Source organism: Bradyrhizobium daqingense, assembly GCF_021044685.1.
In the GTDB taxonomy this organism is placed as follows: domain Bacteria; phylum Pseudomonadota; class Alphaproteobacteria; order Rhizobiales; family Xanthobacteraceae; genus Bradyrhizobium; species Bradyrhizobium daqingense.
This window is the reverse complement of the sequence record NZ_CP088014.1, coordinates 440,093-454,085: the sequence shown is the minus strand read 5'-3', so window position 1 is coordinate 454,085 and position 13,993 is coordinate 440,093. Positions and strand designations below refer to the sequence as shown.

General features: G+C 64.8%; 13 protein-coding genes. 11 read left to right on the top strand and 2 right to left on the bottom strand.

Annotated features, from left to right (window positions below; all coding sequences use genetic code 11):
• Window positions 1-77 precede the first annotated feature (77 nt).
• Window positions 78-1,529, top strand: coding sequence for a benzoyl-CoA 2,3-epoxidase subunit BoxB (gene boxB / locus LPJ38_RS02110; protein WP_145642220.1), 1,452 nt, complete (start codon window positions 78-80; stop codon window positions 1,527-1,529).
• A 265-nt stretch (window positions 1,530-1,794) separates the two neighbouring features.
• Here boxB and LPJ38_RS02105 read toward each other — a convergent pair whose 3' ends face one another.
• Both LPJ38_RS02105 and LPJ38_RS02100 read right to left on the bottom strand, forming a co-directional pair.
• Window positions 1,795-2,607: an SDR family oxidoreductase gene (locus tag LPJ38_RS02105; RefSeq protein WP_145642217.1), complete on the bottom strand. Its 813-nt coding sequence runs from the start codon at window positions 2,605-2,607 to the stop codon at window positions 1,795-1,797.
• Between the two features lie 87 nt (window positions 2,608-2,694).
• On the bottom strand, window positions 2,695-3,753 hold the full coding sequence (locus tag LPJ38_RS02100; protein WP_145642214.1) for a polysaccharide deacetylase family protein: 1,059 nt from the start codon (window positions 3,751-3,753) through the stop codon (window positions 2,695-2,697).
• Between the two features lie 166 nt (window positions 3,754-3,919).
• Between LPJ38_RS02100 and LPJ38_RS02095 the strand changes: the two genes are divergently transcribed.
• The 10 genes from LPJ38_RS02095 (at window position 3,920) to phoB (ending at window position 13,859) form a co-directional block, all read left to right on the top strand.
• Window positions 3,920-5,314, top strand: coding sequence for an OmpA family protein (locus LPJ38_RS02095; protein WP_145642211.1), 1,395 nt, complete (start codon window positions 3,920-3,922; stop codon window positions 5,312-5,314).
• Window positions 5,315-5,316: 2 nt separating this feature from the next.
• Complete coding sequence (locus tag LPJ38_RS02090) at window positions 5,317-5,619, top strand: hypothetical protein (RefSeq protein ID WP_167520778.1); 303 nt, start codon at window positions 5,317-5,319, stop codon at window positions 5,617-5,619.
• A gap of 424 nt (window positions 5,620-6,043) precedes the next feature.
• Window positions 6,044-7,099, top strand: coding sequence for a putative bifunctional lysylphosphatidylglycerol flippase/synthetase (locus tag LPJ38_RS02085; RefSeq protein ID WP_145642205.1), 1,056 nt, complete (start codon window positions 6,044-6,046; stop codon window positions 7,097-7,099).
• A gap of 33 nt (window positions 7,100-7,132) precedes the next feature.
• The gene (locus tag LPJ38_RS02080) at window positions 7,133-8,431 is read left to right on the top strand and encodes an ATP-binding protein (RefSeq protein WP_145642203.1); all 1,299 of its coding nucleotides are present in this window, start codon (window positions 7,133-7,135) and stop codon (window positions 8,429-8,431) included.
• Window positions 8,432-8,575: 144 nt separating this feature from the next.
• Complete coding sequence (pstS, locus tag LPJ38_RS02075) at window positions 8,576-9,589, top strand: phosphate ABC transporter substrate-binding protein PstS (protein ID WP_145642200.1); 1,014 nt, start codon at window positions 8,576-8,578, stop codon at window positions 9,587-9,589.
• A 154-nt stretch (window positions 9,590-9,743) separates the two neighbouring features.
• The gene (gene pstC, locus LPJ38_RS02070) at window positions 9,744-10,733 is read left to right on the top strand and encodes a phosphate ABC transporter permease subunit PstC (protein WP_167520777.1); all 990 of its coding nucleotides are present in this window, start codon (window positions 9,744-9,746) and stop codon (window positions 10,731-10,733) included.
• 4 nt (window positions 10,734-10,737) lie between these two features.
• Window positions 10,738-11,583, top strand: a complete 846-nt coding sequence (gene pstA / locus LPJ38_RS02065; protein ID WP_145642195.1) for a phosphate ABC transporter permease PstA — start codon at window positions 10,738-10,740, stop codon at window positions 11,581-11,583.
• Complete coding sequence (gene pstB / locus LPJ38_RS02060; RefSeq protein ID WP_145642191.1) at window positions 11,580-12,401, top strand: phosphate ABC transporter ATP-binding protein PstB; 822 nt, start codon at window positions 11,580-11,582, stop codon at window positions 12,399-12,401. The genes pstA and pstB overlap by 4 nt, the downstream gene beginning before the upstream one ends.
• 11 nt (window positions 12,402-12,412) lie before the next feature.
• Window positions 12,413-13,129: a phosphate signaling complex protein PhoU gene (gene phoU, locus LPJ38_RS02055; RefSeq protein WP_145642189.1), complete on the top strand. Its 717-nt coding sequence runs from the start codon at window positions 12,413-12,415 to the stop codon at window positions 13,127-13,129.
• A 22-nt stretch (window positions 13,130-13,151) separates the two neighbouring features.
• A complete protein-coding gene (gene phoB, locus LPJ38_RS02050; RefSeq protein WP_008143479.1) occupies window positions 13,152-13,859 on the top strand; it encodes a phosphate regulon transcriptional regulator PhoB in 708 nt (235 codons plus the stop codon).
• Window positions 13,860-13,993: the final 134 nt, after the last annotated feature.

The window sequence follows — 13,993 nt, the reverse complement described above, 5'->3', positions numbered from 1 at the left end:
AATAGGTCCCGGCTCTGCAGCGCACCGCTTCGCGTTGCGCAGCGTCCGGGACAAGCGACAGACCAAGGAGCACGGCCATGAACATGAACATCATGAACGTCGACTACTCGACCAAGATTCCCAACAACGTGAACCTCGCCGAGGACCGCCAGGTGCTGAAGGCGCTGGAGGGCTGGCATCCCGGCTACATGGATTGGTGGAGCGACATGGGACCGGAAGGCTTCCAGGAATCGCTGGTCTATTTGCGCACCGCATACTCGGTCGATCCGCGCGGCTGGGCCAAGTTCGATTACGTCCGCATGCCCGAATATCGCTGGGGTATTCTCCTTGCTCCCCAGGAAGAAAATCGCGTGGTGCCGTTCGGCGAGCATTATGGCGAGCCGGCGTGGCAGGAAGTCCCGGGCGAGCATCGCGCCATGCTGCGCCGCCTGATCGTGATCCAGGGCGACACCGAGCCGGCCTCGGTCGAGCAGCAGCGCCATCTCGGCAAGACCGCGCCTTCGCTCTACGACATGCGCAATTTGTTCCAGGTCAATGTCGAGGAAGGCCGCCATCTCTGGGCGATGGTCTATCTGCTGCAAAAATATTTCGGTCGCGACGGCCGCGAAGAGGCGGATGATCTGCTGCGTCGCCGCTCCGGCGATGCGGATGCGCCGCGCATGCTCGGCGCCTTCAACGAGGCGACGCCGGACTGGCTGTCCTTTTTCATGTTCACCTACTTCACCGACCGCGACGGCAAGATGCAGCTGCACTCGCTCGCGCAGTCGGGCTTCGATCCCTTGTCGCGGACCTGCCGCTTCATGCTGACCGAAGAAGCGCACCACATGTTCGTCGGCGAGACCGGCATCACCCGCGTCGTGCAGCGTACCTGCGATGCGATGCGCGAAGCCGGCATCACCGATCCCACCGACATCGCCAAGGTCCGTGCGCTCGGGGTGATCGACCTTCCGACCATCCAGAAGAAGCTGAACCTGCACTACACGCTGTCGCTCGACCTGTTCGGCTCGGAAGTCTCGACCAACGCCGCCAACGCCTTCAATGCCGGCATCAAGGGCCGCTATCACGAGACCCAGATCGAGGACGATCACCAGCTCAAGAACGCCACCTATCCCGTGCTCAAGTTCATCAACGGCGAGATCAAGCTGGTGGACGAGCCGGCACTCACCGCGCTCAACATGCGCCTGCGCGACGATTACAGCCAGGATTGCGTCAAGGGCATGCTGCGCTGGAACAAGGTGATCTCGACCGCGGGCTACGACTTCAAACTGACGCTGCCCAATGTCGCCTTCCATCGCCACATCGGCGAGTTCAAGGACATCCACGCCACGCCCGACGGCATCTTGATCGACGAGGCCACCTGGGCGAAACGCAAGGATGAATGGCTGCCGTCGACCAGCGACGGCGACTTCATCACTTCCTTGATGCAGCCGGTCACCGAGACCGGCAAGTTCGCTTCCTGGATCTCGCCGCCGAAGGTCGGCATCGACAACAAGCCCGGCGATTTCGAGTATGTGAAGATCGAGTCGTAAGCCGTCAGGCTCGACTCGCACGACGCAAATGGTGTGATCGCCCGGCCCGACCGGGCGATCAAGCCGGCGCCTGACAGCGCGTTTGAGGTGCGGGGAGAGGTCTCACGCCGCCAGTGTTTTGCCCAACAGGTCAAGCATCATCTCAGCCCCGATGATGTCGTCGCACGGCTTGAAAAATCCCTTATTGATCAAGGGCATTCTACTGTGCATGGGGTTGTTTTCGAGGTTTTGATGTCGAGCCTGGGCGGGGCGGAAATCGCCCCGATCAATCGCTGTCCCACCCGCTCCCCTTGATCCCCGGGTTCGCATAGACGATCCCGCCATCCACCGCGATGGTCGCGCCCACCACGTAATCGCCCGCACGTGACGCCAGATAGATCGCGGCGCCAGCCATGTCCTCGTCGGTGCCGATGCGGCCCACCGGCACGCGGGTCGCGACTTCGTCGGCATGATCGCGCGCGGCGCGGTTCATGTCTGACTTGAACGGACCGGGGGCGATCGCCGTGACCACGATGTGGTCGGGGGTGAGCTTGACCGCCATGCGCCGCGTCAGGTGAATCAGCCCGGCCTTGCTCGCCGCATAGGAATAGGTCTCGCCGGGATTGACGAAGATGCCGTCGATCGAGGCGATGTTGATCACCTTGGCCGGCCGCTCCGCGCTCGCGGATGCGCGCAGCGTCGGCGCCAGTGCCTTGGTCAGGAAGAACGGCGCCTTCACGTTCAGGTTCATCACCTTGTCCCAGCCGCTTTCCGGAAACTCGTCGAAATCCGCGCCCCAGGCCGCGCCCGCATTGTTGACGAGAATGTCGAGCTTGGACTCGCGCTTGTTGTATTCGCTCGCCAGCAGCTCGGCGCCGGCAACCGTCGAGATGTCGATCGGCAGCGCGATGCATTCGCCGTCATATTGCGCGGTGAGCGCCTTGGCGGTCTCCTCGCAGGGCCCCGCCTTGCGCGCGGTGATGTAGACCTTTGCCGCGCCGGCGCTGAGAAAGCCCGCCGCGATCATCTTGCCGATGCCGCGCGAGCCGCCCGTCACGAGCGCAACACGGCCTTTGAGCGAGAACAGGTCGTTGAACATGATGCCTCCCTTGGTTGGCGCCCGTTGTGTGCGGGGCGGGCAGGGGAGTCAATCTCGTCGTCATCCTGGCGAAAGCCAGGGCGACGGCTACGCCGCCGCAATCCGGCGAAAGCCATTCCACATCGCGGTCGCGGCGCCCGAGGTCAGCACCGGCAGGATCCGCGCGTCCTGGTAGTTGCCGTTGAGCGAGACGCGCGGCAGCGCGGTCATGTGGCCGGCGTTCTCGGCGAACAGCATGCCGGGGCGCGTGGTCACCGCGGTCTTGAAGCCCGCTGCCGCAGCGAGGGCGAATTCGCGCTCGCCCGCCGCGTCGCGGTCGCCATAGGGATAGGCGAAATGCAGCACGGGCCGCTCAAGTGCCTGCTCGATCCGGGCACGGCTCACCGCCATTTCCCGTGCGGCGATCTCTTCCGTCTGTTTGGCGAGATTGCTGTGGCTCACGGTATGCGCGCCGATCGTGACCAGGGGATCGGCGGCCAATGTCTTCACCTCGCCCCAAGACAGGCAAAGGCTGCGGCACAGCGCTTCCATGTCGACGCCGTAGTTCGTGCAGAGGGCTTCGATCTCGCGCTTGAGGTCGTGCTCGCCCGGCAACGCGCGCAGCCAGTCGTGCAGGCGGCCGAACGCCACGCGCTTGGCGGCAGGGGTCGTCGCATCGAGCCGCAGCGCGGACGAGCCGATTTTCACGTCGATCTGGTCGGTCTTGGCGATCACCGCTTCCAGCGCGATCCACCACAGGCGTCCGGTGCCCTCGGCGAAATCGCTCGCGACATAGACGGTCAAGGGCGCGTCAAATTCGCGCAGCACCGGCAGCGCATGCTCGAGATTGTCGCGATAGCCATCATCGAGGGTGAAGGCGGCGAAGCGGCGCGCGAACCGGCCCTGCACCAGCCGCTCATGCAGCTCGTCCATGCTGACGATGTCGATGTCGCGCGAGCGCAAGTGGCAGAGCGTCGCGCGCAGAAAATCGGGGGTGACTTCGAGATGCCGGTTCGGCTGGAACGCAGCCTCGCGGGCGGGCCGCACGTGATGCAGCATGAAAATGGCGCCGACGCCCGATAGCAACGGGCGCAACAAATGGTGCGCCCCGCTGAAATAGAGCGCTTCCAGCCCGGCGCGGATGACGTTGTTGCGGAGTTGTTTCATTGCAGGCTGGCGGACCCCCGGGCATTCCACCCACAACTTACGGAAGGACCCTTGAAGAAAAAGTTATTCCGGTTGTCCACGCAGGGCCTCCGGAAGGGGCTCATTTCCGGTTTGACAGCCTGCCAAGGGTTTGTTTTGTCTCCGGTTCCAGAGTTCGGGTCGTCGAATGCAGAAGCTTTTCAGGTGGGCCAGCAAATGGTGGCCGGGGCTGATTCCCCTAGCCGTCATGTGGGGATTTGCGGCCTGGAATAATACCTTGCCGGTCGAGGCGGACCTGTCGGCCCGCAGCGCGGCGGCGCTGAAGGATACCGTTCTGGACAAGACCCGGATCACGGTCGACGGCCGCGATGTCAGCCTGGCCGCGGAGGCCTTCTCCGAGGAGGGGCGCCGCGACGCCGTGATTGCGGTGGAGACCGTCCCCGGCGTGCGGCTGGTCGACGACCGGACCCGCCTTGTTCCCGAGGCCAAGCCCTTCGTCTGGAATGCCGAACGCGACGTGGTGCGGGTCACCCTCTCGGGTTCCGCGCCGCTGCCCTCGATGCGGGCGCGGCTGACCGAGGCGGCGCGCAAGGAGGTCGCCGGCGTCGAGGTGGCCGATCAGATGGGTCTGGCGCGGGGCGCGCCTCCGCGGTTCGAGGCCGCCGCGACGTTGCTGCTCGACCAGATCGGCAAGCTCAAGGACGGCAAGATCACAATCACGGACACCAAGGTCAATCTGTCGGGCATGGCGCGCGAGCTTGGCGGCCGTGAGGCGATCGCGGCCGCGCTGAAGAACCTGCCCGAGGGTTTCTCGATTGCCGCCAACGACGTCAAGGCGCCCCCCTACATCTTCCAGGCCTACAAGGATCCGGTGGCCGCGACGGTGACGATGACAGGCTATGTCCCGGACAACGCTGTTCACGCCGCGATCGCAACCAGCGCCTCGCGAAAGTTCTTCAACGAGAAAGTTGTCGACAACCTCAAGGCGAGTATCGGTGCGCCCGGCTCCTTCAACACCGCCGTGGTTGCAGCGCTCGGTGCGCTGTCGCGCCTGTCCACCGGCACGCTCGTGGTGTCGGACCGCGAGGTGAAGCTGTCGGGCGATGCGCTCTATGAAGGCGCCGCCAACGACATCCGCGCCGGGCTCGGCAAGGATTTCCCGAAGAATTGGCAATACAAGCCGGAAATCACGGTGAAGCCTGCGGCCGGCCCCGTCGACGGCACCGTGTGTCAGCAGCTGTTCTCGGACCTACTGAATAAGGGCAAGATCCGCTTTGCGGCGAAACGCGCCGACATTGATCCGGATTCCGCCGGTATTCTCGATCACCTGATCGAGACGGCGCTGCGCTGCCCCAATGTCAATATCGAGATCGCCGGGCACACCGATGCCGACGGCGAGGACGGCTTCAACAGGGCTCTCTCGGAGAAGCGCGCCCAAGCGGTGATCGATTACCTCATCAAGGCCGGCCTGCCCGCCAGCCGCTTCACGGCGGTTGGTCACGGCAGCACGCAGCCGCTCGCCGGCAACGACACCGACGAAGGCAAGGCGCAGAACCGCCGCATCGAATTCCTGGTGAGGTGATGATGCCCCATCTCGTCTCGTTCCACATGGGCTGGCTGATCGGCTCGCTGCTGCTGGGCTTTTGCATGGGCTGGATCTCGGTGGTTCAGCGCGGCAACGGCACCTCCAAGGTGACCGCACGCTGGCTCGCCGCGCTTGCCGCCGGTCTGGTCGCGGCCTCGCTAACGCATGTCGTCCCCGGCCGCTTCGGCTATTGGCTCGACCTCGGCCTGATCATGTTCGCCTGCTATCTCGTCGGCTGTACCATCGGCGCATGGCTGCGCGACCGCGTGGTGTCGCGAAGCACCCCGCCGACCGCCCTGTGAGCGGGGTGTGCGCCGGCCGCGGCCTTTCGGCGCATCGGAAACCCGTAGACGACCGGGCCATGCCCCTCTTTCAACAGGCAGGGGCGCCCCATAGATTGACGTCGACTTAAGCCGTGACGGAACATTGTCTGCGCGAAATCATCAAAACTTCATGGCGTCTGCGCAGGATTGCCAAGCAGATTCGCGTCACGCCTTGCCGCCGAAGGCGCCAAACCGTGCATCAGGAGCCAGAACCCTGCCTAAAATATTGAAGGCACGTGTTTTTGTTCGAATTGGCGAATTCCACTTCGCGCCGAAACGCGCTAGTGGAGGGGCGGGGGGCATGCGCGATACCGTAGCCGGCGGCGAGGGTTCGTTGAGTGCCTGTGCGTCGTCCGCCTGTCTGCCGGCCACCCTGGCCGCTGAAGCGTTATTCGAGGTCTAGATGCTGGAAGCCATACGCAGGGCGATGACGTTTCTGCGCGAGAAGCAAGTCCTGCATAAGCTTGGAGTTGTGATCAGCGTCGCGGTCATCGGCATCGCTTGCTATGTGCTCTACCACATGCTGCGAGGCATCGATCGCAACGAGGTCGTCGAGGCGATCAAGAGCACCGAGCCGAGCCAGATCGCGATGGCGGCTCTGTTCGTCGCCGCGGGCTATTTCACCCTGACCTTCTACGACCTGTTCGCCACGCGCGCGATCGGCCACCCCCACGTTCCCTATCGCATCAATGCGCTCGCCGCCTTCACCAGCTATTCGATCGGTCACAATGTCGGCGCCTCAGTCTTCACCGGCGGCGCGGTGCGCTACCGCATCTATTCGGCCTATGGGCTGAATGCGATCGACGTCGCCAAGATCTGTTTCCTCGCCGGCCTGACCTTCTGGCTCGGCAACGCCGCCGTGCTCGGCCTCGGCATCGCCTACCACCCGGAGGCAGCCGCCTCGATCGACCAGCTGCCGGCCTGGCTGAACCGGACGCTGGCGCTGGCGATCATCGTGGCGCTGATCGCCTATGTGGTCTGGGTCTGGACCCAGCCGCGGGTGGTCGGCCGCGGGCCCTGGACCGTGGTGCTGCCGGGTGGCCCGCTGACGCTGCTCCAGATCGCGATCGGTATCGTCGATCTCGGCTTCTGCGCGCTCGCCATGTACGTGCTGGTCCCGGACGAGCCCAATCTCGGCTTCATCGTGGTCGCGGTGATCTTCGTCTCGGCGACGCTGCTCGGCTTTGCCAGCCATTCGCCCGGAGGCCTTGGCGTGTTCGACGCCGCCATGCTGGTCGGCCTCTGGCAGATGGACCGGGAGGAGCTCTTGGGCGGGATGCTGCTGTTCCGCGTCCTCTATTATCTGGCCCCCTTCGTCATATCTGTAATCTTGCTGACGTTTCGCGAAGTTATGATCGGCGCACGTTCGAAGCGCTTGCAGCAGGCGGCGCTCAAGCTCGATCCCGGTCCGGCGCGTGAGGCCGCCTATGTGAGAGAGCGCAGCGACGGTGGCGCCTGACCGGCGCAAGCCCTGAAGGAGAAGCCCTCCCCGATGGCGATCGACGCCCCATCTTCTCCCAACGCCCAGCCCTGGTCCGATCGGCTGCGGCACTCCACCATCATCCTGATCGCCGCGGCGCTGGCGCTGTCGGTGGTGGTCTCGCTGGGCGAGTTGTCGGCGCTGCACGCCGCCCTCGTGTTCCTCTGCGTCGCCGCGGCGGCGCTGATCCCCTGGCGCCTGCACGATCCCGCCGCATCGCGCGACGACGTCAGGCGCATCAACCCGGTCGAGAGCGCGGCGGTGGCTGCTGTCGTCGCCGGCATGCCGGATCCCGCGGTGCTGCTCGACCGCGCCGGCCGCGTCATCCATCTCAATGCCGCCGCCGCCCAGCTCGCGCCGGCGCTGCGCAGGAACGAGCTCGCCCAATTTGCCCTGCGCTCGCCGGAGATCATCACGGCCTTGCGCGAGGCGATCGCGACCACCGAGCCGCGACGGGCGACCTATCTCGACCATGTCCCGGTCGATCGCTGGCTGGAGCTCATGATCACGCCGGTGCCGGTGCCGACCAGTTTCGGTGGCGCCGACAAGTGCATGCTGATGACCTTCCACGACCAGACGCCGCTGCGGCGGGTCGAAGAGATGCGGGCCGATTTCGTCGCCAATGCCAGCCACGAGCTGCGCACGCCGCTCGCTGCCTTGTCCGGTTTCATCGACACCCTCCAGGGCCAGGCCAAGGACGATCCGAAGGCGCGCGAGCGCTTCCTCGGCATCATGCACAACCAGGCCACCCGCATGGCCCGCCTGATCGACGACCTGCTCTCGCTGTCGCGCGTCGAGCTCTCGGCCCATGTCCGTCCCGACACCCTGGTCGACCTGCTGCCGATCATCCGCCAGGTCGCCGACGGGCTCGAGCCGCTGGCCCGGGAACGCCAGGTCGAGGTCGAGACCCATCTGCCGGACGCCCCGGTGATGATCGCAGGCGATCGTGAGGAGCTGCTCCGCCTGTTCGAGAACCTGATCGAGAACGCGCTCAAATATGGCGCTTCGGGCGGACGCGTCATCGTGTCGCTGACGCAGACGGCGGCCACTGATGGAACTCAGGAAATCCGGGTCATGGTCCGCGATTTCGGCCCCGGCATCGCGCCCGAGCATCTGCCGCGGCTGACCGAGCGCTTCTATCGGGTCGACGTCGGCGACAGCCGCTCGCAAGGCGGAACCGGCCTCGGATTATCGCTGGTGAAACATATTCTTAACCGTCATCGCGGGCGGCTCCTGATCGAAAGCGTACCGCGCCAGGGTGCCACTTTCACCGCCTGTTTTCCCCAGGCCAAGACGCAGGCCGTCCCCTAAAAATCAAGCGATTCCAGTTGCTTGAGGGTGTCATCCAGCTGTCATGAAACCTTCGTAAAAGCACAGCCGACCGCTCCTAAAGGGGGCGGCGCGGGAGCGCGATCGGGCGCGGATGGCGCTTCGCTCCCCTGTATGGAGACCAGCATGAATTTCCTCAAAACTATCGTCGCTGCTGGCTTGGTCGCCGCATCGACGACGGCAGCCTTTGCTGCCGACATCACGGGTGCCGGCGCGACGTTCCCGTTCCCGATCTATTCGAAGTGGGCTGACGCCTACAAGAAAGAGACCGGCAACGGTCTGAACTACCAGTCCATCGGCTCGGGCGGCGGCATCAAGCAGATCCAGGCCAAGACCGTGACCTTCGGTGCCAGCGACGCGCCGCTCAAGGCCGAGCAGCTCGAGAAGGACGGTCTCGTGCAGTGGCCGATGGTGATGGGCGCCATCGTTCCCGTCGTCAACCTCGAGGGCGTGAAGCCGGGCGAACTGGTGTTCGACGGCGAGACCCTGGCCAGCATCTATCTCGGCAAGATCACCAAGTGGGACGACGCCGCGATCAAGAAGCTCAATCCGAACGTGAAGCTGCCGTCGGACGCCATCACCGTGGTCCGCCGTTCGGACGGTTCGGGCACCACCTTCAACTTCACCAACTATCTCTCCAAGGCCAGCGCGGACTGGAAGAGCAAGGTCGGCGAGGGCACCGCGGTCGAGTGGCCGGTCGGCGTCGGCGCCAAGGGCAACGAAGGCGTGTCGGGCAACATCAGCCAGACCAAGAACTCGATCGGTTATGTCGAGTACGCCTATGCCAAGCAGAACAAGCTGACCTACGCTGGTCTCGTCAACAAGGCCGGCAAGCCGGTGCAGCCGACCGTCGAGGCCTTCCAGGCGGCCGCCGCCAACGCCGACTGGTCCAAGGCTCCCGGCTACTACGTCATCCTGACCGACCAGCCCGGCGACAAGTCCTGGCCGATCACGGCGGCGACGTTCATCCTCATGCACAAGTCCGCCACCGACAAGGCGGCCTCGCAGGAAGCCATCAAGTTCTTCCGCTGGGCCTTCAAGAACGGCGGCAAGATGGCCGAGGAACTCGACTACATCCCGATGCCGGACAGCGTCGTCCAGCAGGTGGAAAAGACCTGGGCTGCCGAGATCAAGAGCTGAGGCTCTCCTCTCGCGTCCCGGAGGCGGCCGAGCTGGAAGTGCTGGGCCGCTGATCCGCAAGAACCAAGCCCCGGATGGGCTAGCGCCGCATCCGGGGCCCCGCACCAAAAACAAGCGTATACATAAACGGGTACAGGGGATCGGCGTGGCAGAGATGGCCGTTCAGAGCGATGTAATCGACGACGCCGGACCGTATGATCGCGCCAAGGCCTTGAGCGCGTTCAAGCTCGGCGACGTCACCTTCTACTGGATCACGCGGCTTTCCGCGATCTCGGTGCTGCTGATCCTCGGCGGCATCATCATGTCCTTGGTCGTCGGTGCCTTCCCCGCGATCAAGGAATACGGCCTGCCGTTCCTGTGGACGCAGCGCTGGGCGCCGTCGGCCGATCCGCCCGTGCTCGGCGCGCTCGGGCCGATCTACGGCACGCTCGTCACCTCCTTCATCGCGATGCTGATCGCCATTCCGGTCGGTCTCGGCATTGCGATCTTCCTCACCGAGCTCTGCCCGCAATGGCTGCGCCGCCCGATCGGCATGGCGGTCGAGCTGCTCGCCGGCATTCCCTCGATCATCTACGGCATGTGGGGCTTCTTCGTGCTCGGCCCCTTCCTGGCCAACACGTTCCAACCCTTCATGATCAGGGTCTTCGACGGCGTCCCCGTGCTGGGCGCTATCTTCGCAGGCCCCCCGTCCTATCTCAGCCTGTTCAACGCCGCCCTGATCCTCGCCATCATGGTGCTGCCCTTCATCACTTCGATCTCGGTCGACGTGTTCAAGACTGTGCCGCCGGTGCTCAAGGAAGCCGCCTACGGCGTCGGCTGCACCACCTGGGAGGTCGTCCGCAGCGTGGTGATCCCCTACACCCGCGTCGGCATCATCGGCGGCGTCATGCTGGCGCTGGGGCGCGCCCTGGGCGAGACCATGGCCGTGACCTTCATCATCGGCAACTCGTTCCGCATCTCCTCCTCGATCTTCGCGCCGGGCACGACGATCTCGGCGGCGATTGCCTCCGAGTTCGCCGAAAGCGACGGCCTGCACCAGTCCGGCCTGATCCTGCTCGGCCTCTTGCTGTTCGTGCTGACGTTCTTCGTGCTCGCGGCCGCCCGGTTGATGCTGCTGCGCCTGGAAACCAAGGCGGGGAAGTGAAGCCATGAACCCGATCTATTCACGCCGCCGCCGCTGGGACATCGTCATTCGCGGCCTCTGCATCGCAGCCGCAGCGTTCGGCGTCACCTGGCTCGCGCTGATCCTGGCGACGCTGCTTTACAACGGCCTTGCCGGGCTCAACCTCCAGGTCTTCACCGAGAACACGCCGCCGCCCGGATCGAACGAGGGCGGTCTGCTCAACGCCATCGTCGGCTCGCTCATCATGACCGTGATCGGCGTCGGCATCGGCGCGCCGCTCGGCCTGTTCGCCGGCACCTATCTCGCCGAGTACGGCCGCAACGACAAGCTGACCTCGGTGATCCGCTTCATCAACGACATTCTCCTGTCGGCGCCCTCGATCATCATCGGCCTGTTCATCTACGGCGCGGTGGTGGTGCCGATGCGTGGCTTCTCGGCCATCGCCGGCGCGCTGGCGCTCGCCGTGATCGTAATCCCGGTCGTGGTGCGCACCACCGAAGACATGCTGCTGCTGGTGCCGAACCCGCTGCGCGAGGCGGCCTCCGCGCTCGGTCTGCCGCGGTCGCTGGTGATCAAGCGCATCGCCTATCGCGCCGCGCGCTCCGGCCTCATCACCGGCGTGCTGCTGGCGACTGCCCGCGTCGCGGGCGAGACCGCGCCGCTGCTGTTCACGGCGCTGTCGAACCAGTTCTTCAGCCTCGGCCTGAACAAGACGATGGCCAACCTGCCGGTGACCATCAACAACTTCGTGCAGAGCCCCTACGAATATTGGAAGCAACTCGCCTGGAGCGGCGCGTTGCTCATCACCCTGACTGTGCTTGCCCTGAACATTGGCGCGCGCATCCTTGGCGCCGAGAGGACTGCAAAATGAGTGAAATGTCTGTTTCCATGAGTGCGCCGACCGTTCACCCCGGCTCGCAGCCGCTGCCCGAGGCGCCCGCCAAGGTCACCGCGCGCAATCTGAACTTCTACTACGGTGAGCACCACGCGCTGAAGAACATCAATCTGGCGCTCGGCACCAACCGTGTCACGGCCTTCATCGGCCCGTCGGGCTGCGGCAAGTCGACCCTGCTGCGCATCTTCAATCGGATGTACGATCTTTATCCGGGCCAGCGCGCCACCGGCCAGCTGTTGCTGGATCAGACCAACATCCTCGATCCCAAGCTCGACCTCAATTTGCTGCGCGCTCGCGTCGGCATGGTGTTCCAGAAGCCGACGCCGTTCCCGATGACGATCTACGAGAACATCGCCTTCGGCATCCGCCTCTACGAGAAGATCTCGAAATCCGAGATGGACGGCCGCGTCGAGAAGGCGCTTCGCGGCGGCGCGTTGTGGAACGAGGTCAAGGACAAGCTCAACGCCTCCGGCCTGTCGCTCTCCGGCGGCCAGCAGCAGCGTCTCTGCATCGCGCGCACCGTCGCGGTGCGGCCCGAGGTGATCCTATTCGACGAGCCCTGCTCGGCGCTCGATCCGATCTCGACCGCCAAGGTCGAGGAGCTGATCCAGGAACTGTCCGAAAATTACACGATCGCGATCGTCACCCATAATATGCAGCAGGCGGCCCGCGTCTCCGACAAGACCGCCTTCATGTATCTCGGCGAGCTGATCGAGTTCGACGACACCAGCAAGATCTTCACGTCGCCGAGCGACCGGCGCACGCAGGATTACATCACCGGCCGGTTCGGCTGAGGAGACGGGACATGGGTTCTGAACATACCGCAAAGGCCTTCGACACCGACCTCCAGGAGCTCACGCGTCTGGTCGCCGAGATGGGGGGCATCGCCGAGCGCATGATCGTCGATTCCGTCGACGCGCTGATCCGCCGCGACGTCGCGCTCGGCCAGCGCGTCGTCACCATCGACGCCGAGCTCGACGCGCTGCAGAAGCGCATCGAGGAGCGCGCCGTGCTCACCATCGCCCGCCGCCAGCCGATGGCGGTCGACCTGCGCGAGATCGTCGGCGCCATGCGCGTCGCGACCGATCTCGAGCGCATCGGCGACCTCGCCAAGAACATGGGCAAGCGCGTCGCTGCGCTCGATGCGGACTTCCATCCGCTGAAGCTGTTCCGGGGCCTTGAGCACATGACCGACCTCGTGCAGCAGCAGGTCAAGTCGGTGCTGGACGCCTATGCCGCGCATGATCTGCCGGCGGCGATGGCGGTGTGGAAGGGCGACGAGGAGGTCGACGCCATCTGCACCTCGCTGTTCCGCGAGCTCCTCACCTACATGATGGAGGATCCGCGCAACATCTCGTTCTGCATCCACCTGATGTTCTGCGCCAAGAACATCGAGCGGATCGGCGACCACGCCACCAACATCGCCGAGACCGTGTTCTACATGATCGAGGGTCAGGCGATCACCGACAAGCGGCCGAAGGGCGACATGACGACCTTCGCCACGACGGTCCCGAATACCTGACGACTTAAGGAGCGACGACCACATGGGCGCACGCATTATGGTGGTTGAAGACGAAGAAGCTCTCACCGAGCTTCTGCGCTACAACCTCGAAGGCGACGGCTATGACGTGGAGACGGTGATGCGCGGCGACGACGCCGACACCCGCCTCAAGGAACACATCCCCGATCTGATCGTGCTCGACTGGATGCTGCCGGGGCTGTCAGGCATCGAGCTGTGCCGGCGTCTGCGCACCCGTCCCGAGACCAAGCAGCTGCCGATCATCATGCTCACCGCGAGGGGTGAGGAGAGCGAGCGGGTGCGGGGTCTTGCGACCGGCGCCGACGATTACATCGTCAAGCCGTTCTCGGTGCCGGAGCTGCTGGCGCGCGTGAAGGGCCTTCTGCGGCGGGCAAGCCCGGAGCGGCTCGCCACCGTGCTCGCCTATGGCGACATCGAGCTCGACCGCGACAAGCGCCGCGTGGCGCGCTCGGGCCGGCCGATCGATCTCGGCCCGACCGAATATCGCTTGCTGGAGTTCTTCCTGGAGCATCCCGGCCGCGTGTTCTCGCGCGAGCAACTGCTCGACAGCGTCTGGGGCCGCGACATCTACATCGACGAACGCACCGTCGACGTCCATATCGGCCGCCTGCGCAAGCTGCTCAATCTCGGCCGTGAGCAGGACCCCATCCGCACCGTCCGCGGCGCCGGCTATGCGCTCGACGATCGGTTTGCGAAGGCGGAGCAGACGTAAGTTGCAATTTGGCTGGCAGGCTGCCGCCACATTTTCCGACGTCGTCCCGGCGAAGGCCGGGACCCATAACCACAGGAAGTGGTTTGGCGAAGACTCGGAGTGACCTCTTCGCACAACAATTGAGTGCTGGGAGC